Genomic DNA, 18,387 nt, shown 5'->3' with positions numbered 1-18,387 from the left:
TGACGGGTACGAGAGCTGCTATTAATATGCGCCTCGTTCTCGACGGGGAACAAAGCGCGGAGCGGTAGTTCAGTTGGTTAGAATACCTGCCTGTCACGCAGGGGGTCGCGGGTTCGAGCCCCGTCCGTTCCGCCAATCTATTTAAAGAAGCCGATGCAGATATGCATCGGCTTTTTGCTTTTTACAAACCGGCGTAGGGTCGCCATTCATGGCGACCATTACCAACTTAATCCTTCTGCACCGCCACCGTCGCGCGATACGCCGCCACAGACTCTTCGCGGTCCGCGCGCGCCAGCCAGCGATAGCAGCCCGCACCCAGCGCCACGCCGATAAACCAGCTAAAGTTCGCCACCGCATGCAGTGAAGGAATGAAGCTGATCACCAGACAAATGCCCACCGACGGCAGCAGCGCAGCAATTGCTTTCGGGTTGAAGCCGCCGCGATACCAGTAACGTCCTTTTGGCGTGTCATCAAACAGATCATCAACATAGACTTTGCTGCGTTTAATCAGATAGAAATCAGCCACTAGGATGCCGAACAACGGCCCAATGAACGAGCCCAATACATCCAGCGTGTAGTGAATCAGTTCTGGCGACTGAAACAGGTTCCACGGCGTCAGTAACACCGAGCCGACTGCAGCAATCATGCCACCCGTACGGAAGCTGATTTTCTGCGGCGAGCAGTTAGAGAAGTCGAATGCCGGCGAGACAAAGTTCGCCACGATGTTAATACCGATGGTGGCGATAATCATGGTCAACAGGCCAATCGCCACCGCCACGTCGTTACCCACCATGCTGACGGTCTCAATCGGATCGGTGATCATTCTGCCGAACAGCGATTGGGTACCGGAAACAATCACTACGGTGACAATCGAGAACAGCAAGAAGTTGAACGGTAAGCCCCAGCGGTTGCCGCGACGAATTTCGCCCATGCTTTTGCCGTAACGTGAGAAGTCACCAAAATTCAGCAGCGGACCGGAGAAGTAAGAGACCACCAGCGCAGTGGCGGTGATCATCTGCCAGGTTTGCTCGCCGGTGCTCAACTGCTTGCTGGCCAGCGTGAAGGAGATACCGTCAAAACCGGTTTTGTATACAATCCAGCCCGCCAGCGCCACCATCACCACGTACACCGCCGGACCGGCGACATCGATAAAGCGTTTGATCGCGCTCATGCCGTGCCAAAACACCATCGCCTGCAGCAACCACATCACGCCGAAACAGCACCAGCCCAACTGTGATAAGCCGAGCCAGCTGCTTTGCGTCATGCTGCTCAGGGCTGGGAAGAACTTCAGCAGCACCAGCATCAGCGCATTAGCCGCCAGATAAGTCTGGATGCCGTACCACGCGAAAGCGATCAGCCCGCGGATAATCGCCGGGATATTCGCGCCGAACACACCAAATGCCTGACGCGAAATCACCGCGTAGGGCACGCCCGCCATCTGGCTCGGTTTGGCCACCAGATTGGCGCAGAGCTGCACAATGCAGATGCCCACTAACAAGCACAGCAGCACCTGCCAGCTCGCCAGCCCAAGGGTAAAGAAGCTGGCGGCCACCACATAGCCGCCCATGCTGTGCACGTCCGACATCCAGAAAGAAAAGATGTTGTACCACGACCAGTTCTGGTCGCGCGTCGGCGCCAGATCTTCGTTACACAGGCGTGGACTGTATTGCGCGTTGGCTTCAGAGGCCACCGCAGAGGTCACTTCAGAATGATTTGGCATGAAACCTGCTCCTCTCTACATCATGGAATAATAATCACATCGTGAAACGGTATTGCAGGATCCAGGCCAGAATTGATTTCTTGTATACAAAAAATTAATTTCACGTATACGATGTGCAGCACACAGTCACTTACCGGAGCAGGTAATGAAGAGTGAAACAGGCCAGAAAACGGCTGCCGATCTGAACGATCGCGATGAACCTATCTATCAGGCGCTGCTGACCGCCATCGTTGAGCATCAGTTGCCGCCGGGCAGTAAATTGCCGGAAGAAGCGTTATCAGACGTCTTCGGCGTGAGCCGCACCGGCATCCGCAAGGTGCTGCAGCGCCTCGCCGCGGTGCAAATGATCACCTTGTCGCCCCGACGTGGTGCACAGGTGGCGACGCCGGGCGTTGATGAAGCCCGCGACATCTTTGCCACCCGCAGTTTATTAGAGTGCGCCAATTTGCCAGCGGTGCTGAGCCACGTACAGGCACCGCACTTAGCGGCGCTTGGCGTGCTAATTGAAGAAGAGCAGCAAGCACACGACCAGCACGATGGTGCTGCCGCGATTCGTCTCTCCGCCGCTTTTCATATTCAGCTGCAGGCGATCTCCGGTAACGAAGTGCTCACCGATATGGTGACGCGCCTGACGCAGCGTTCGTCGTTGGTGATCGCCGCTTACGGTGCACCGTGGCAGCGCGGCTGCCGTTGCGATCATCACGATCGGCTGGTGGATCTGCTGCGGCAAAAAGATCTGCCGGCGTTGACTGCCGCACTACAGCATCACTTCGAACACATTGTTGCCAGCCTGCACTTTGAGCGCAGCGGCGAAACCTTGCCTGATTTCACCCGGTTATTTGCCGGTAACAAAGGAGCGGCATCATGAGCCTGATTCAGGTCATCAATCCGAACACCAGCTTAGCGATGACGGAAACCATTGGCGCCGCCGCGCGCGCCGTTGCCGCGCCGGGCACCGAGATTCTGGCGGTGTGTCCAACGCACGGCGTGGAATCGATTGAAGGTCATTTTGATGAAGCCATCGCAGCAATTGGCGTGCTGGAGCAGGTGAAGCGCGGCAAAGCGCAAGGCGTGAGCGGCCATATCATTGCTTGCTTCGGCGATCCGGGATTGCTGGCGGCGCGTGAACTGGCGAGCGGGCCGGTGATTGGCATCGCGGAAGCGGCCATGCACACCGCCACGCTGGTGGCGACGCGCTTTTCGATTGTCACCACTTTGCCGCGCACATTGGTGATTGCACGCCATCTGCTGCAGCAATATGGCTTCACTCACCATTGCGCTGCGCTACATGCCATCGATCTGCCGGTGCTGGCGCTGGAAGACGGCACCGGTGTGGCGCAGGAGAAAGTACGTCAGCGCTGCATTCAGGCCAAACGCGAAGATGGCAGCGGCGCGATTGTGTTGGGCTGTGGCGGCATGGCCACGCTGGCGCAGGATCTCACCAAAGAACTAGGCATGCCGGTGATCGACGGCGTCAGCGCCGCAGTAAAAATGGTGGAGTCGCTGGTGGCGTTAGGCTTTGGCACCAGCAAGCACGGCGATCTCGATTATCCCCTCGAAAAACTGCTCAGCGGAGCCTTTCAGCACCTAAACTAACCACTGGTTGAGCGACAGGAACTTACAGAATGAATGATGTATCTGGAAAGAAAGAGTACAGCTTCAACAAAAACTATCCACGCGATCTGATCGGCTATGCCGGCAACCCGCCGCATGCGCAGTGGCCGGGCAAAGCGCGCGTCGCGGTGCAGTTTGTTCTTAATTACGAAGAGGGTGCTGAGAATAACGTGTTGCATGGCGACGCCGGTTCCGAGCAGTTTCTTTCCGATATCATCGGTGCGGCCAGCTACGCCGATCGTCATATGTCGATGGATTCGCTGTATGAATACGGCTCGCGTGCCGGTTTCTGGCGCATTCACAATGAGTTTCAAAAGCGCGGTTTGCCGCTAACGGTGTTTGGCGTGGCGATGGCGCTGGCACGTCATCCGGACATCGTCGAAGCGATTAAAGCGGCGGATTACGACGTGGTGAGCCACGGCTGGCGCTGGATTCACTATCAGGCGATGGACGCCAAAACCGAGCGCCAGCACATGCAGCAGGCGGTGGACGTGTTAACCGATCTGTTCGGTAAAGCGCCAACCGGCTGGTATACCGGGCGCGATAGCCCAAACACCCGACGTTTAGTGGTCGAGCAGGGCGGTTTCAGCTATGACAGCGACTATTACGGCGACGATTTACCGTTCTGGACGCAAGTCACTTGTCAGGACGGCACGGTCAAACCGCACCTCATCATCCCTTACACGCTGGAGTGCAACGACATGCGCTTCGCCTCGCCGCAGGGCTTTAACACCGCGGAGCAGTTCTTTACCTATCTGCGCGACACCTTTGATGTGCTGTACGAAGAGGGCGAAACCGCACCGAAGATGATGTCGATTGGCATGCACTGTCGTTTGCTGGGACGTCCGGGGAAATTCCGTGGCTTGCAGCGCTTCCTCGATCACATTCAGCAGCATGAAGATGTGTGGGTGTGTACGCGGCAGCAGATCGCCGATCACTGGATCGAAACGCATCCGGCACCAACATCCTGAGTTTGTAGGGTCGCCATTTATGGCGTAATGCTTGTCAGTTAAGAAAGCATGTTGCTTTGAATAGGTAGCTGGCTCTGCCACATCTGCTGCGTCACGGGCCGTCCTCGCGCCGCTTACGCGGTACCTTCGGCTTCCACGTTGTGCCAACGGACCGTTCGCGGATCGGCCGTCCTGGCCGGCCCCGAACTGCCTCACGCATCCATGCGTGAGGCTCCTGGCCCAACGTAAAAGCCTCAGCGCTGCGAATAGCCCTTATGCCGCAGCAGACGCGTCAGCGCCTCTGGCAAAAGTGCCCTTTTCAACAACACGCACTGAAGCTTGGGAGCAGGCCGGGGACGCTTTTGGGCAGGCAATCCGCAGCGCTGAACGAAGCGAGGAAGCCAGGAGAGCCCGCAGGACGCGGGCGAAAGGCGGAGCCGGGACAAGGATGTCCCGTCTCCGCCGGTCCGTCAGGCAGACGAGCGAAGTGAAGGTACCGCATAAGCGGCGCGAGGACCGCCGGACCAAAAGTGGCATCGGCCTGCGCAATCGGCGTTGGCTTATCTGACGAGCATTACGCCATATATGGCGACCGATTTATCCCGCTAACACCTCAAATCATCAAACTCACCTGCGCCGCGACAATCCGCCAGCCGCACGGCAATCGCACCCACGTCTGCTGCTGGCGTCCAATCTTCTCCACGCCTTCACGCGTAAACTCGGTGCTGCACACCGCATAGTCATCGCCAAAAGTGGTAATCACCGTATTACGTAACTCGCGCTCCAACCCTTTCGACGGACGCGCCGCGCGGAAAGCGCGAATCTCATCAATGCCATACAGATTCTCACCCGCGCCCAAACGCACGGTACGTTTGTCGTGCCAGAACAGCTCATCCAGCACTTCAACGTCATTGCTGATCAACGCCTGCTCGTAGCGGTAAAAGGCGGCGGTGACTTCGGCGAGCACTGCCGGGCGATCGATATGTTCAGGTGTCATCTTCAGGCATCCATTAAGGTGGTTTGTGGCAGCGTCAGCCCTTGCTGTTGCAGCGCCCAGGCGGCGCGCAGTGCCAGATGTTCTTTAAACGGTGCGGCGATCAGCTGTAAACCAATCGGCAAGCCGCTGGCGGTTTGCAGCGGCACAGTGCAGACCGGTAAGCCGAGGAACGAAATCGGCTGGGTCAGCATGCCCATGCTGGCGCGCGTCGGTAAATGCTGGCCGTTGATGTGAATGGTTTCCTGGCCGATGGTGGTGGCGGTGCACGGTGTGGCGGGTGCAATCAGCACATCGAACTGTTCAAACAGCGGCAGCACCTGCTGCTGGAAGTGACGGCGGAAACGCTGCGCCTGCACGTACCACGCCGAGGGCAGCATCGCTCCGGCCAGCAAGCGTTCACGCGAGTTGGGCTCGAACTGCTCCGGCTGCGTGCGCAGCATCGGCAAGTAGTGATTGCCGCCTTCTGCGGCGGTCATGATAAAGGCCGCCGAACGCGCTATCTCTGCATTCGGTAAGGTTACTTCGTCGATTGCCTGCAACGCTTTAGCCGCCACGGCCACGGAGGCACGCGCTTCATCGCTGCACCAGGCTGAAAAGAATCCGCCGAGTACCGCGCTGCGCACGCCTTCTGCGCCCTTGTTAAGCCCGGCGCTGGCTGGCGCAACGGGCTGCGCGGCCTGGAAGGCATCGCTGGCGTCGGCACCTTGCAAGGTGTCGTACACCAGGCTCAAATCTTCAACCGAACGGGCAAATGGGCCGATGTGATCGAGGCTGGCGACAAACGGATGGCTGCCGCTACGCGACAGGCGGCCAAAGGTCGGTTTCAGGCCGAAGATGCCGCACAGCGAAGCGGGCACGCGAATCGAGCCGTTGGTGTCGGTGCCGAGCGAGAAATGCACTAAACCCGCCGCCACCGCCGCTGCCGAACCGCCGGACGATCCGCCTGCCACGCGGGTTAAATCGCGCGGGTTGTGCGTCGCGCCGTAATGGGTGTTTTCGGTGGTAAAACCGTACGCATAGGCATCCATATTCAGCATGCCGGAGAGCAGCGCGCCAGACTGACGCAGTTTGCTCACCGCCCATGCATCCTCGCGTGCCGCCGCGCGTTCGCTGAACAGGCTGGCGCCGGCTAAAGTGCTGTGTCCGGCGACATCAAACAAGTTTTTCACCGCGTAAGGAATGCCAGCCAACGGCGGCAAGGTTTCGCCTCGCTGGCGCTGCTGATCGATCTGATCGGCTTCGCGCAGCATGCGCTGACCGGTGACTTCGGTCCAGGCGTTGATCGCCGGATTATGTTGTTCAATCGCCGCCAGCGTATGTTGCGCGATATCGCGGGCGTTGATCTCGCCCTGGCTCAGCGCCTGCTGCAAGGCGTTAATCGATAAAGACGACAGTTTCATGGATGAAAGACTCCCGCCACTTCCAGCCGATCGTCGAGCGGCAGCGCCATCAGCGGCTCGGCCATCGCGGCGATGCGGTTGAACTGCGTCAGCAGCTCGGCGCGGCGCGCATCATCCAGCTCCAGCGCCAGAATCTGTTCCATTTGGGCGATATAGGTGGCCCAGTCCGGTTGTGAACTCATCAATAATCTCCGTTAGAAACCGGCGGCACTGCCGTTGCTGCGCGGATCGAACGCGCCTTCCAGCATGCCGTTGTTGTGTCTGACGATCGCGCCTGCATGGCCGACCACTTCACTGAAATCGGGTAGCAGTTCAACCTCATGGCCGAGTGCACGCAGCTGCTGCACCGTTTCCGGTGCGATGCGCGCTTCGAGCTTGAGCGAATCGGATGATTGTCCCCACGTACGACCCAGCAGCCAGCGCGGCGCGCTCACCGCCTGTTGCAGCGGATGCCCCTGAATCACGTGACGGGTGAAAATCGCCGCCTGGGTTTGTGGTTGGCCGTCGCCGCCCATCGAACCGTACACCATGGTGCGACCATCTTTGAGGCGCGCTGCGGCGGGATTAAGCGTGTGGAACGGCTGTTTGCCCGGCTGCAGCGCCAGCAAATGATCGGGTTGCAGGCTGAAAGCCGCACCGCGGTTTTGCCAGGTGATGCCGGTGCCAGGCAGTACCACGCCGCTGCCGAATTCGTGATAGACGCTCTGGATAAATGAAACGGCCAGCCCGCTGCTGTCCATCACGCCCATCCACACGGTGTCGCCCGGTCCGCGCCCGGTGCCCCACGCAGCCGCTTGGTGATCGTCCACCTGCGCCGCCAGCGTGCTGAGATGTTCAGCATCCAGCAGGCTCTGTACATCAATGTCGATGTGGCGCGGATCGGTGATGTGTTTGTCGCGCAGCGCGAAGGCTTTTTTGGTGGCTTCGACGATGCGGTGCACGGTTTGTGCTTCATTGGCGTCAGCCATATTGAGTCGATCGGTAATGCCGAGGATCGCCAGCGACACCAAACCCTGCGTTGGCGGCGTCATGTTCCAGATATCGCCTTCACTGTGCGCCAGATGCAGCGGCGTGCAGCGGCGGGCTTTATGCGTTTGCAAATCTTCGAGCGTGATCGGCATCCCCAGCGCGCTCATTTCGCGCGCCAGATGGTGCGCCAGTTCACCGCGATAAAAACTCTCGAGTCCGTGATCGCACAGCATGCTGAGCGTGTTCGCCAGCGCCGGTTGAGTGAAGCGGCTGCCTGCAACCGGCACGCTGCCGTCCGGTAAAAAGGTGGCGGCAAAACCGGGTTGATGCTGCAATTCGTGCTGTTTGGCGGCGGTAGCGGCGGCCTGCGAGGCGGTGACCGGAATCCCGTCGGCGGCATAGCGAATCGCATCGCGCAGCAAGCGGGTTAATGGCAGCGGCGTAGCGCCGAGTTCCTGCGCCAGCGTCAACGCTTCCTGCCAACCGCTCACGGTGCCCGCCACGGTTAAGGCGGCTTTCGGACCGCGATGCGGAATATGCGCTTCGCCGTGATAGAAATCGATATGCGCCAGTGAACCGGCCGCGCCGCTGGCGTCAATGGCGATGGGATCGCCGTGTGGCGGCACCACCAGCCAGAAGCCGTCGCCACCTAAACCGTTCATGTGCGGGTAAACCACGGCGATAGTGGCAGCGGCGGCCACCATCGCTTCCAGCGCATTGCCGCCTTCACGCAGCACCGCTAAGGCGCTTTCGCTGGCGAGATGATGTGGCGTAACGGCCATGCCTAACGGCGCCATGTTGCTCTGTATCATAGTGAACTCTTTCTCTGTTTTGGCTTGTAGGGTGCATCTGTACAGTGGTCGCCATAAATGGCGACCCTACAACCGTGCGGTGCGGATTTGTGCGCACCTGGCAAATACTGCATAAATCTAAGCAAGAGCTGTTCCAGTTTTGGTCGGACATCAATCTGGATCGATTTATGCTAGCTTGTGGTGAAACGAAAGTTACAGGACCGATGATGAAACAACTTGATGAACGCCTTCGTAGTCACTATCCGCAACTGTCGCCGCAGGAGCAGCGCATTGCCGACTTCGTGTTTGACCATTTTGATGACCTGATCAGCTACAACAGCGCCGAGCTGGCGCGGCTGAGCGGCGTCTCAAAGGCGACGGTTAGCCGTTTGTTCAAGCGTCTCGGTTACGAGAAGTACAAGGATATGCGCGATGAGCTGCGCATCCTGCGCCAGAGCGGCATGCCGCTCACCGATAATCGCGATGCGGTGCAGGGCAACACCTTGCTATCGCGCCATTATAAGCAAGAGATGGCCAATCTGACGCAGTGGGTCAACAGCATCGATCCGCAGCAGTTTGGCGAGGTGATTAGCGTGCTGGGCGCGGCAAAGCGGGTGTTTATCATCGGTATGCGTAACGCCTATCCGGTGGCGCTGCACCTGCGTCAGCAGCTGATGCAGGCGCGTCCGCAGGTGCATGTGCTGCCGCAGCCTGGCCAGACGCTGGGCGAAGAGCTGGTGGATATCACACCTGACGATATCGTGGTGGTGATGGCGTTTCGCCGCCGTCCACGCATCATTCGTCCGCTGATGCAGCAGCTACAGCAGAGCAACATCCCGGTGCTGGCGCTGTGTGAGCCGCAGGCGCAGGGCATTATCACGCTGGCGCGCTGGCAGCTTTGCGCACCGCTCGACAGCGTTTCCGCCTTTGATAGCTACGCCTCCGCCATGAGTTTGGTAAACCTGCTGGCGAATGCGTTGCTGCATGAAATGTTGTCGCAGGGCCGTCAGCGCATCCATCAAATTGCCGATCTTTATCAACATCTCGACGAGCTGGAACACCGATAACGGGCGCCATCATGGTGCAGTGCACTATTTTTGATCGTTAATCCCAACGGGCGCAATGCCCGTTTATGCTGCCAGTAACGCGGTAAATTCACGTTTTTTCTCCTTTCTTCTCCCAGCACTGCGGTTGGCACATTAGTTGCAGAATGATTCATCAAGAATCTTTTGTTTCACGTAAACTCACCGGGGTGCATAATGAAAAAAGTATTATTAGCGGTAGCGGGCGCGGCATTGCTGATGGCGCAGGTCGGGAGTGCGATGGCCGATCAGCTGCAGGATATCCAGAAGCGCGGCGTGATCCGGGTGGCGGTTCCGCAGGATTTCCCGCCGTTCGGTTCCGTGGGTACTGACCTGCAACCGCAGGGCTACGATATCGACATGGCGAAGTATCTCGCGAAAGAGATGAAACTGAAGTTGCAGCTGGTGCCGGTTTCCAGCGCCAACCGCGTGCCGTATCTGCAGACCGATAAAGTCGATCTGGTGATCTCCAGCATGGGCAAAAACGCCGAGCGCGAAAAAGTGATCGATTTCACCCAAGCGTATGCGCCGTTCTTCCTCGGCGTATTTGGTCCGAAAGGTGAAACCCTGAAAGATGCGGCAGCGCTGAGCGGAAAATCCATCGGCGTCACGCGCGGTGCAGTGGAAGATATGGTGTTGAGCGATATCGCCCCTAAAGATGCACAGGTGAAGCGTTATGAAGATAACAACACCACGCTGTCGGCCTATCTTTCCGGACAAGTGCAATATGTTGCCACCGGTAACCTGGTTGTCGCCGCCATTGCACGTCAGAACGCAGCGAAAGCACCGGTTGCGCAGTTCATGCTGAAAGATTCACCGTGCTACATCGGCCTGAAAAAAGATGAGCCGGCGCTGAAAGAGAAAGTGAATGCGCTGATTGAGCAGGGCATCAAAGACGGCACGCTGAACAAGCTGTCGGAAGAGTGGCTGAAAGCGCCGTTGCCAGCCAACCTCGGCGCATAAAGCATGGCGCAACTTAACTTTGCCGACCTCTGGCCGCACTGGCCAGAGTTGCTGGCCGGATTGTGGGTCACGATTCAGATCACCGTGCTCGCCACCGTGGGCGGTGTCAGTCTCGGGATTCTGGGCGCGGCGTTGCGCAGCGGCAAACCGAGCTGGGCGAGCCGCATCTGGGGCCTGTATGTCGAGCTGATCCGTAATACGCCGTTTGTGGTGCAGCTGTTTTTTATCGTCTTTGGTTTGCCCAATCTGGGTCTGAAACTGACGGCGGGCGAAGCGGCGCTGCTGGCGATGTTGATTAACCTGGGCGCGTACAGCACCGAAATTATTCGCGCCGGGATTCAGGTGACGCCGCGCGGCCAGTGGGAAGCGGGGCGCGTGCTGGGATTAACCCGCACGCAAACCTTTATCCGCGTGGTGCTGCCGCCGTCGCTGCAGCGCATTTATCCGGCGCTGGTTAGCCAATGCATCATTGTGATGCTCGGTTCATCGGTGGTGTCGCAGGTGTCGTACGAAGAGTTGACCTTTGCCGCCAACCTGATTCAGTCGCGCACCTTTTTGAGTTTTGAAGTCTATTTCGTGACCACGCTGATCTATCTGGCGTTGTCGATTGCCATGCGCCAACTGCTGCTGGCGCTGGGACGTAAATGGTTGGGAGCGCAGCCGGCATGATGACGCAATTTACCGACTGGGACATCCTGCGCAACCTGCTGCTGGCAGCGCGCTGGACAATTTTACTCTCGCTGGTGGCATTTTTTGGCGGCACGCTGGTGACTCTACCGCTGCTGTTTATGCGCCTGCTAAAACGTAAATGGCCGATGCGCCTGGTGCGCGCGTACACCGAGCTGTTTCAGGGCACGCCGCTGCTGATGCAGCTGTTCCTCGCCTTCTTCGGTGTCGGCTTGTTCGGCATCGATGTGGCGCCCTGGACCGCCGCCTCGCTGGCCTTAACGCTCTACACCAGCGCGTTTCTGGTGGATATCTGGTACGGCAGCATTCGCGCCCTGCCAAAAGGGCAGTGGGAAGCGTCGCGCTGTCTTGGCCTGACCTTTGGTCAAACGCTGTTTCGCGTGGTGGCGCCGCAGGCGATTCGCATCGCTATCGCGCCTACGGTTGGGTTTGCCGTGCAGGTGATTAAAGGCACCGCGCTGGCTTCGATTATCGGTTTCGTCGAGCTGACCAAAGCCGGCACCATTTTGAATAACGTGACGTATGAGCCGTTCAAGGTGTTTGGCCTGGTGGCGCTCGGTTACTTCCTGATGTGTTATCCGCTGTCGCGTTACAGCCAGTACCTGGAGAAAAAATTCAATGCCGCTCATCACCATTAATCAGGTACAGAAGTACTACGGCGACAACCACGTCTTGAAAGGTGTGGATCTCGATGTCGATCACGGCGAAGTGATCTCGATTATCGGCCGCAGCGGATCGGGCAAAAGTACCTTGCTGCGCTGCATGAACGGGCTGGAAGGCTATCAGGAAGGCAGCATCAAACTCGGCGGCATGACCATTACCGACCGCGAATCGCAGGCGCGTGAAATCAGCCGCTCGGTCGGCATGGTGTTCCAGAACTTCAACCTGTTCCCGCACATGACGGCGCTGGAAAACGTGATGCTGGCGCCGCGCCGCGTGCTGAAGAAAAGCGAAGCTGAATGCCGCGAGCTGGCAACGCAGATGCTGGAGAAAGTCGGCCTCGGTGAGCGCATCAATTACTATCCGGCCAATTTGTCAGGCGGTCAGCAGCAGCGCGTGGCGATCGCCCGTGCGCTGGCGATGCAGCCCAAAGTTTTACTCTGTGATGAGATCACCTCCGCGCTCGATCCCGAGCTGGTCGGCGAAGTGCTGAAAGTGCTGGAGCAGCTGGCCGCCGAAGGCATGACGCTGATTCTCGTCACCCATGAAATGAACTTCGCCCGCGATGTGGGCGATCGCGTGGTCTTTATGCATCAGGGGCGCGTCTGGGAGCAGGGCGACAGTAAAACGCTGTTCGCCAATCCGCAAACGGCGGAGCTGAAGCAATTTATCTCCACGGTCCGCCTCTAAGTTTTCTTTAAGGAATACAACATGGATATCAGCCAATTTTCGCAAATCAATCCGCCACAGCGTCTGCTGATGGGACCGGGCCCGATCAACGCCGATCCGCGCGTGCTGCGCGCCATGTCGAGTCAGCTGATTGGCCAGTACGATCCGGCGATGACGCACTACATGAACGAAGTGATGGCGCTGTACCGTGGCGTATTCCGCACTGAAAACCGCTGGACGATGCTGATCGACGGCACCTCACGCGCCGGTATCGAAGCGATTCTACTGTCGGCGATCCGTCCGGGCGACAAAGTGCTGGTGCCGGTGTTTGGCCGTTTCGGTCATCTGCTGTGTGAAATTGCCCGCCGCTGCCGCGCGGAAGTGCACACCATCGAAGTGCCGTGGGGCGAAGTGTTTACGCCGGATCAGATCGAAGATGCGATCAAAAAAGTGCAGCCGCGCCTGCTGTTGACGGTGCAGGGCGATACGTCCACCACCATGCTGCAGCCGCTGGAAGAGCTGGGCGCGATTTGCCAGAAATATGGCGTGCTGTTCTACACCGATGCCACCGCATCGCTCGGCGGCAATGCGCTGGAAACCGATGCGTGGGGCCTGGATGCGGTATCGGCTGGCATGCAGAAGTGCCTCGGCGGACCGTCCGGTACGTCGCCAATCACGTTGAGCCCGCAGATGGAAGCAGTAATCCGCAAACGTAAATGCGTGGAAGAGGGCATCCGAACCGCCGATCATCAGGACGGCGATGACGAGATGATCTACTCCAATTATTTCGATCTCGGCATGATCATGGATTACTGGGGCCCGGAGCGCCTTAATCACCACACCGAAGCCACCACCGCGCTGTTCGGTGCGCGTGAATGTGCGCGTCTGATGATGCAAGAGGGATTGGATAACGGTATTGCGCGCCACAAGCTGCACGGCGATGCGCTGCTGAAAGGCATTCAGGGCATGGGCCTCGAAACCTTCGGCGATCTGCAACACAAAATGAATAACGTGCTCGGCGTGGTGATCCCGCAGGGCGTGAATGGCGATCAGGTGCGCAAGCTGGTGCTGGAAGATTTCGGTATCGAGATCGGTACTTCGTTTGGTCCGCTGCACGGCAAAGTGTGGCGCATCGGAACCATGGGTTACAACGCGCGTAAAGATTGCGTGATGATGACCTTAAGCGCGCTGGAAGCGGTGCTGAATCATGTGGGTTTCCGCACCACGCAAGGCGCAGCGATGCAGGCGGCGTGGGATCTTTACGGGAGCCGCGCATGAATAAAAGCCTGATGACCGCCAGCGAGGCGCAGATCGCCGCCGCTCGCGTCATGGCGCGCTGTGATGCGCTGGCTGAGATCAGTGAAAGCGAAGATGGCCTGACGCGCGTTTATCTGTCGCCGGAACAGCTGCGCGCCAATGCACGCGTCGGCGATTGGATGCAGGCCGCGGGCATGACGACGTGGCAGGATGCGGTGGGCAACATTTGCGGTCGCTACGAAGCGGCGCAGCCGGGCGCGCAGGCGCTGCTGCTCGGTTCGCATCTGGATACGGTGCGCAACGCCGGTCGCTACGACGGTATGCTCGGCGTGTTAAGCGCTATCGAAACCGTGCAGTGGTTGCACGATCGGCAGCAGCGTTTACCGCTGGCGATTGAGATTGTCGGCTTCGGCGACGAAGAGGGCACGCGCTTCGGCATTACGCTGCTCGGCAGCCGTGGCATGACCGGCAGCTGGCCGGAAAGCTGGGTGACGCATCCTGATGGCAACGGCATCACCGTGGCAGAAGCGATGCAGGATGTCGGCTTCGATGCGGCGAAAATTCTCGATGCGGCGCGTGATGTCAATGAGATCGCCGCCTATCTGGAACTGCATATCGAGCAAGGTCCGTGCCTTGAACAGGAAGATTTGGCGTTGGGCGTGGTGACGGCGATCAACGGGGCGCGTCGTCTAAATTGCAGTTTTATCGGTGAAGCCGGCCATGCGGGCACCGTGCCGATGACGCATCGCAAAGATGCGCTGGCCGCTGCCGCCGAATGGATGGTGTTTATTGAACACACCACGCAGGAGCATGATCCGCAGCTGGTGGCGACCGTCGGCACGCTGAGCTGCTTGCCGGGCGCGGTCAACGTGATCCCCGGCGAAGTGCAGCTGTCGCTCGACGTGCGCGGTCCGCAGGATGAGCCGCTGGAGCGTTTGCTCTCCACGCTGCTGACGCAGGCGCAGGCGATTGCGCTGCGTCGCGGCTTAACCTTCAGCTCAAACGTGTATTACCAGATTGCCGCCACCGCCTGTGATGCGCGCTTGCAGCAGGCGCTGAGCCACGCGGTAGAAACCGTGCAAGGGCGCAGCCTGTCGCTGCCAAGCGGCGCGGGACACGATGCAATTGCCATCGCCGAGCGCTGGCCGGTTGGCATGCTATTTGTGCGCAACCATCGCGGCATCAGCCATCATCCGGCGGAATCGGTACAAACGGATGATGTGGCGCTGGGCGTGCAGGCATATCTACAAGCGGTTTGCGATATTGCACGCGCTAAGGAATAAAGATGGATTTGGTCAGCTTTAATCAGTTATCACCCGAAGCCGCGCAGGTGGCGATTGCCCACTGCGTGGCGATTCCCGGCTGGCAACAGGCGCTGGTGGCGGCGCGGCCTTATGCCGACGTTACGGCATTACAGGCTGAAGCCGATCGCCTGGCGCAGCGGTGGCAAGCCGCTGATCTTGAGCAGGCGCTGAGTGCGCATCCGCGCATTGGCGACAAAGTGGCGGGCGCGGACAAAGAAGCTACGCTGTCGCGCAGTGAGCAGTCGGCGATGCAGCAGGCGGACGGCGCGCTGCAGCTGGCGATGCTGGCGGGCAATCAAACCTATGAGCAGCGGTTTGGCCGGGTGTTTCTGATTCGCGCCAAAGGGCGCAGCGGCGAAGAGATGCTGGCGGAATTGCAGCGTCGGCTTAACAACGATGCAGCGAGTGAACAGCGTGAAGCGCTGGCGCAGCTGCGAGAAATTACCCTGTTGCGGCTAAAGGAGAGCATCACATGAGCACCATTACGACGCATATTCTCGATACCGCGCTGGGCAAACCGGCGATCGGCGTGGCGGTTTCGCTCGAGCAAAATAGCCCGGAGGGCTGGCTGCCGCTGGTGGAAGGCAAAACCGACAGCGACGGACGCATCAAAGATCTGACGCCCGAACCGCTGGCACCGGGTCATTATCGTTTGACGGCGGAGATCGGCGACTACTTTGCTGCCGAAGGGCGCGATGCGCTTTATGTAAGCGCGCAGATCGATTTCGTGATTGGTGCCACAGGCAGCCATTATCATCTGCCGTTTCTTATCTCGCCGTGGTCGTGGTCGACCTATCGCGGCAGCTGATTGTAGGGTCGCCATTCAAGGCGACCTGTTTTTGCGAAGCGCATCACGCGCTGCGCTTGAAAGCCAGTAACTATCAAAACCTTCGGTTCATCCAAATATATTCTTGGCTAAAGTGCAGCTAATCTTAGTCGCATATAAGAAAGCAATGTGAAGCCAATGGAGCCGATAAACATGAGCACGCACGACAATAACGATAATGCAGCAGCCGCAGGTAAATGCCCCTTTCATCACGGGGCGTCTGAAGAGAAAAGTGTTCTGGCGCGTGGCGCTGGTGGCGGGACATCTAACCGCGACTGGTGGCCCAATATGTTACGCGTCGACCTGTTAAACCAGCACTCCAACCGTTCCAACCCGCTCAGTGACAACTTCAACTACCGCGACGAATTCAGCAAGCTGGATTACTCCGCATTAAAAGCCGATATCCGCGCACTTCTCACCGATTCGCAATCCTGGTGGCCAGCCGACTGGGGCAGCTATATTGGGCTGTTCATTCGCATGGCGTGGCACAGCGCGGGTACCTATCGCACCATCGATGGTCGCGGCGGTTCTGGTCGTGGTCAGCAGCGTTTTGCGCCGCTGAACTCGTGGCCGGATAACGTCAGCCTCGATAAAGCGCGTCGCCTGCTGTGGCCGGTGAAGCAGAAGTACGGTCAGAAAATTTCCTGGGCCGATCTCTACATTCTGGCGGGCAACGTCTCGCTGGAAAACGCGGGCTTCCGCACCTTCGGCTTTGGTGCCGGTCGTGAAGACGTGTGGGAACCGGATATGGATGTGGATTGGGGCCACGAGACCGAATGGCTGGCGCATCGCCATCCAGAAGCGCTTGCCAATGCACCGTTGGGCGCCACCGAAATGGGCCTTATTTACGTTAACCCCGAAGGTCCGGAAGCCAGCGGCGATCCGAAATCAGCGGCGCCGGCGATTCGTGCCACCTTCGGTAACATGGGCATGAACGACGAAGAGATCGTGGCGCTGATTGCTGGTGGTCATACCTTGGGTAAAACTCACGGCGCGGCAGAAGCCAGCCACGTTGGCGTTGATCCTGAAGAGTCACCGATTGAAGCGCAGGGCCTCGGCTGGACCAGCAGCTACGGCAGCGGCGTAGGTAAAGATGCCATCACTTCAGGTCTGGAAGTGGTGTGGACGCAAACTCCAACGCAGTGGAGCAACTACTTCTTTGAGAACCTGTTCAAATACGAATGGGTACAGACGCACAGCCCAGCGGGCGCAATCCAGTTCGAAGCGGTTGATGCGGAAGCGATTATCCCGGATCCGTTTGATCCGGAGAAAAAACGTAAACCGACCATGCTGGTAACCGATCTGACGCTGCGTTTTGACGAAGAGTTTGGCAAGATTTCGCGCCGCTTCCTCAACGATCCGCAGGCGTTCAATGAAGCCTTTGCCCGCGCGTGGTTCAAACTGACGCACCGCGATATGGGACCAAAAGCGCGTTACATCGGTCCGGAAGTGCCGAAGGAAGATCTGCTGTGGCAGGATCCGTTACCGCAGGCGATTCATCAGCCAACGCCCGCTGATATTAGCGAGATCAAAGCGCGCATTGCTGCTTCAGGCCTGAGCGTTAGTCAGCTGGTTTCAGTAGCCTGGGCTTCGGCCTCAACCTTCCGTGGCGGTGACAAACGTGGCGGCGCCAACGGTGCACGTCTGGCGTTAGCGCCGCAGAGAGATTGGGCGGTGAATGCTAGTGTAATCAATGATGTGCTGCCAACCTTGCAGAAGATTCAGCAGGAATCCGGCAAAGCGTCGCTGGCCGATGTGATTGTGCTGGCAGGTAGCGTGGGTATCGAACTGGCCGCTTCAGCCGCTGGCGTGGCAACGCAAGTGCCGTTTACGCCGGGCCGTGTTGATGCGCGTCAGGATCAAACCGACGTTGAGTCGTTCAACTTCCTGCAGCCGCTGGCCGATGGTTTCCGCAACTATCGTCGCAGCCCGAAAGGTTCTTCAACCGAAACGCTGCTGTTAGATAAAGCGCAGCAGCTGACGCTGAGCGCGCCAGAATTGACGGTGCTGATTGGTGGTCTGCGTGTTCTCGGCACCAACTTCGACGGCGGCCAACACGGCGTGTTCACCGATCGCGTTGGCGTGCTGAGCAATGACTTCTTCGTCAATCTGCTCGACATGCGCACCGCGTGGAAAGCCACCGACGAAAGCGAAGAGCTGTTTGAAGGCCGCGATCGTCTAAACGGTGAAGTTAAGTTTAGCGCCACACGTGCCGACTTAGTGTTTGGATCGAACGCTATTCTGCGCGCGCTGGCCGAGGTATACGCCAGCAGCGATGCGAAGCAGAAGTTCGTGACCGACTTCGTCGCCGCATGGACCAAAGTGATGAATCTGGATCGCTTCGAGCTGTAATCACCAGCAGAAGCTATTAAACTTCAAAGCAAGGCAGCCGAAAGTGGCTGCCTTATTTTTTGCTGTTTTTTCACTTAATGTCGAGATTATTAAAGTTTTACGCTGAAAAAACAGCGTAATAATGCTGCCTGATCGGGCGAAAATCG

Annotated in this window: 18 protein-coding genes and 1 tRNA gene; 14 read left to right on the top strand and 5 right to left on the bottom strand. The window is 58.5% G+C overall.

Annotation, left to right across the window (positions count from 1 at the left end):
- The first annotated feature begins 58 nt into the window (after positions 1-58).
- Positions 59-135, top strand: a tRNA-Asp gene (locus FHW71_RS10800).
- A 91-nt stretch (positions 136-226) separates the two neighbouring features.
- On the opposite strand, the gene FHW71_RS10795 is transcribed toward FHW71_RS10800, so the two are convergent.
- Positions 227-1,720 (bottom strand): NCS1 family nucleobase:cation symporter-1, encoded by a 1,494-nt coding sequence (locus FHW71_RS10795; RefSeq protein WP_179451772.1) that lies wholly within the window; start codon positions 1,718-1,720, stop codon positions 227-229.
- Between the two features lie 145 nt (positions 1,721-1,865).
- Between FHW71_RS10795 and FHW71_RS10790 the strand changes: the two genes are divergently transcribed.
- From FHW71_RS10790 to puuE, 3 genes are read left to right on the top strand one after another with little or no spacing between them, the layout of a single operon-like run.
- A complete protein-coding gene (locus FHW71_RS10790; protein WP_008105218.1) occupies positions 1,866-2,588 on the top strand; it encodes a GntR family transcriptional regulator in 723 nt (240 codons plus the stop codon).
- Positions 2,585-3,316: an allantoin racemase gene (hpxA, locus tag FHW71_RS10785; RefSeq protein ID WP_179451771.1), complete on the top strand. Its 732-nt coding sequence runs from the start codon at positions 2,585-2,587 to the stop codon at positions 3,314-3,316. The genes FHW71_RS10790 and hpxA overlap by 4 nt, the downstream gene beginning before the upstream one ends.
- A 29-nt stretch (positions 3,317-3,345) precedes the next feature.
- Entirely contained in the window at positions 3,346-4,305 is a 960-nt protein-coding gene (puuE, locus tag FHW71_RS10780; RefSeq protein WP_179451770.1) for an allantoinase PuuE, read from the top strand.
- A gap of 592 nt (positions 4,306-4,897) precedes the next feature.
- Here puuE and hpxZ read toward each other — a convergent pair.
- Genes hpxZ through FHW71_RS10760 form a run of 4 tightly spaced genes read right to left on the bottom strand, consistent with a single transcriptional unit; the run spans position 4,898 to position 8,462 of the window.
- Positions 4,898-5,281, bottom strand: a complete 384-nt coding sequence (gene hpxZ, locus FHW71_RS10775) for an oxalurate catabolism protein HpxZ (protein ID WP_154195066.1) — start codon at positions 5,279-5,281, stop codon at positions 4,898-4,900.
- A 2-nt stretch (positions 5,282-5,283) separates the two neighbouring features.
- Positions 5,284-6,681 (bottom strand): AtzE family amidohydrolase, encoded by a 1,398-nt coding sequence (locus tag FHW71_RS10770; protein WP_179451769.1) that lies wholly within the window; start codon positions 6,679-6,681, stop codon positions 5,284-5,286.
- Positions 6,678-6,863 carry an oxalurate catabolism protein HpxX gene (gene hpxX / locus FHW71_RS10765; RefSeq protein WP_061723592.1) on the bottom strand — a complete coding sequence of 62 codons (186 nt, stop codon included), beginning with the start codon at positions 6,861-6,863 and terminating at the stop codon, positions 6,678-6,680. The genes FHW71_RS10770 and hpxX overlap by 4 nt, the downstream gene beginning before the upstream one ends.
- A 12-nt stretch (positions 6,864-6,875) precedes the next feature.
- The gene (locus FHW71_RS10760; RefSeq protein WP_179451768.1) at positions 6,876-8,462 is read right to left on the bottom strand and encodes a gamma-glutamyltransferase family protein; all 1,587 of its coding nucleotides are present in this window, start codon (positions 8,460-8,462) and stop codon (positions 6,876-6,878) included.
- Positions 8,463-8,668: 206 nt separating this feature from the next.
- Between FHW71_RS10760 and hpxU the strand changes: the two genes are divergently transcribed.
- From hpxU to katG, 10 genes are all read left to right on the top strand, one after another.
- The gene (gene hpxU, locus FHW71_RS10755; RefSeq protein ID WP_061717545.1) at positions 8,669-9,508 is read left to right on the top strand and encodes a MurR/RpiR family transcriptional regulator HpxU; all 840 of its coding nucleotides are present in this window, start codon (positions 8,669-8,671) and stop codon (positions 9,506-9,508) included.
- Between the two features lie 192 nt (positions 9,509-9,700).
- Positions 9,701-10,486: a transporter substrate-binding domain-containing protein gene (locus tag FHW71_RS10750; RefSeq protein ID WP_179451767.1), complete on the top strand. Its 786-nt coding sequence runs from the start codon at positions 9,701-9,703 to the stop codon at positions 10,484-10,486.
- A 3-nt stretch (positions 10,487-10,489) separates the two neighbouring features.
- Positions 10,490-11,155 carry an amino acid ABC transporter permease gene (locus FHW71_RS10745; RefSeq protein ID WP_061717544.1) on the top strand — a complete coding sequence of 222 codons (666 nt, stop codon included), beginning with the start codon at positions 10,490-10,492 and terminating at the stop codon, positions 11,153-11,155.
- A complete protein-coding gene (locus FHW71_RS10740) occupies positions 11,155-11,811 on the top strand; it encodes an amino acid ABC transporter permease (RefSeq protein WP_097097590.1) in 657 nt (218 codons plus the stop codon). Before FHW71_RS10745 ends, FHW71_RS10740 begins: the two co-directional genes overlap by 1 nt.
- The gene (locus FHW71_RS10735) at positions 11,792-12,523 is read left to right on the top strand and encodes an amino acid ABC transporter ATP-binding protein (RefSeq protein ID WP_007887180.1); all 732 of its coding nucleotides are present in this window, start codon (positions 11,792-11,794) and stop codon (positions 12,521-12,523) included. Before FHW71_RS10740 ends, FHW71_RS10735 begins: the two co-directional genes overlap by 20 nt.
- A 21-nt stretch (positions 12,524-12,544) precedes the next feature.
- Positions 12,545-13,780, top strand: a complete 1,236-nt coding sequence (locus tag FHW71_RS10730; protein WP_061723594.1) for an alanine--glyoxylate aminotransferase family protein — start codon at positions 12,545-12,547, stop codon at positions 13,778-13,780.
- Positions 13,777-15,042, top strand: coding sequence for an allantoate amidohydrolase (gene hpxK / locus FHW71_RS10725; protein ID WP_179451766.1), 1,266 nt, complete (start codon positions 13,777-13,779; stop codon positions 15,040-15,042). Before FHW71_RS10730 ends, hpxK begins: the two co-directional genes overlap by 4 nt.
- Positions 15,043-15,044: 2 nt before the next feature.
- Positions 15,045-15,539 carry a 2-oxo-4-hydroxy-4-carboxy-5-ureidoimidazoline decarboxylase gene (gene uraD, locus FHW71_RS10720; RefSeq protein ID WP_179451765.1) on the top strand — a complete coding sequence of 165 codons (495 nt, stop codon included), beginning with the start codon at positions 15,045-15,047 and terminating at the stop codon, positions 15,537-15,539.
- Positions 15,536-15,871, top strand: coding sequence for a hydroxyisourate hydrolase (uraH, locus tag FHW71_RS10715; RefSeq protein ID WP_008105232.1), 336 nt, complete (start codon positions 15,536-15,538; stop codon positions 15,869-15,871). The genes uraD and uraH overlap by 4 nt, the downstream gene beginning before the upstream one ends.
- 171 nt (positions 15,872-16,042) lie before the next feature.
- The gene (katG, locus tag FHW71_RS10710) at positions 16,043-18,241 is read left to right on the top strand and encodes a catalase/peroxidase HPI (protein ID WP_154153804.1); all 2,199 of its coding nucleotides are present in this window, start codon (positions 16,043-16,045) and stop codon (positions 18,239-18,241) included.
- The last annotated feature ends 146 nt before the right edge of the window (positions 18,242-18,387 follow it).

Source organism: Enterobacter sp. Sphag1F (assembly GCF_014193275.1).
Classification (GTDB): Bacteria; Pseudomonadota; Gammaproteobacteria; order Enterobacterales; family Enterobacteriaceae; genus Pantoea; species Pantoea symbiotica.
The sequence above is the reverse complement of the archived record's forward strand: the minus strand, read 5'-3'. Positions and strand labels throughout refer to the sequence as shown.

Excerpts from the sequence above, each read along its gene's own strand:
- FHW71_RS10795 (WP_179451772.1), bottom strand. The coding sequence starts at position 1,720 with ATGCCAAATCATTCTGAAGTGACCTCTGCGGTGGCCTCTGAAGCCAAC.
- FHW71_RS10790 (WP_008105218.1), top strand. The coding sequence starts at position 1,866 with ATGAAGAGTGAAACAGGCCAGAAAACGGCTGCCGATCTGAACGATCGC.
- hpxA (WP_179451771.1), top strand. The coding sequence starts at position 2,585 with ATGAGCCTGATTCAGGTCATCAATCCGAACACCAGCTTAGCGATGACG.
- puuE (WP_179451770.1), top strand. The coding sequence starts at position 3,346 with ATGAATGATGTATCTGGAAAGAAAGAGTACAGCTTCAACAAAAACTAT.
- hpxZ (WP_154195066.1), bottom strand. The coding sequence starts at position 5,281 with ATGACACCTGAACATATCGATCGCCCGGCAGTGCTCGCCGAAGTCACC.
- FHW71_RS10770 (WP_179451769.1), bottom strand. The coding sequence starts at position 6,681 with ATGAAACTGTCGTCTTTATCGATTAACGCCTTGCAGCAGGCGCTGAGC.
- hpxX (WP_061723592.1), bottom strand. The coding sequence starts at position 6,863 with ATGAGTTCACAACCGGACTGGGCCACCTATATCGCCCAAATGGAACAG.
- FHW71_RS10760 (WP_179451768.1), bottom strand. The coding sequence starts at position 8,462 with ATGATACAGAGCAACATGGCGCCGTTAGGCATGGCCGTTACGCCACAT.
- hpxU (WP_061717545.1), top strand. The coding sequence starts at position 8,669 with ATGAAACAACTTGATGAACGCCTTCGTAGTCACTATCCGCAACTGTCG.
- FHW71_RS10750 (WP_179451767.1), top strand. The coding sequence starts at position 9,701 with ATGAAAAAAGTATTATTAGCGGTAGCGGGCGCGGCATTGCTGATGGCG.
- FHW71_RS10745 (WP_061717544.1), top strand. The coding sequence starts at position 10,490 with ATGGCGCAACTTAACTTTGCCGACCTCTGGCCGCACTGGCCAGAGTTG.
- FHW71_RS10740 (WP_097097590.1), top strand. The coding sequence starts at position 11,155 with ATGACGCAATTTACCGACTGGGACATCCTGCGCAACCTGCTGCTGGCA.
- FHW71_RS10735 (WP_007887180.1), top strand. The coding sequence starts at position 11,792 with ATGCCGCTCATCACCATTAATCAGGTACAGAAGTACTACGGCGACAAC.
- FHW71_RS10730 (WP_061723594.1), top strand. The coding sequence starts at position 12,545 with ATGGATATCAGCCAATTTTCGCAAATCAATCCGCCACAGCGTCTGCTG.
- hpxK (WP_179451766.1), top strand. The coding sequence starts at position 13,777 with ATGAATAAAAGCCTGATGACCGCCAGCGAGGCGCAGATCGCCGCCGCT.
- uraD (WP_179451765.1), top strand. The coding sequence starts at position 15,045 with ATGGATTTGGTCAGCTTTAATCAGTTATCACCCGAAGCCGCGCAGGTG.
- uraH (WP_008105232.1), top strand. The coding sequence starts at position 15,536 with ATGAGCACCATTACGACGCATATTCTCGATACCGCGCTGGGCAAACCG.
- katG (WP_154153804.1), top strand. The coding sequence starts at position 16,043 with ATGAGCACGCACGACAATAACGATAATGCAGCAGCCGCAGGTAAATGC.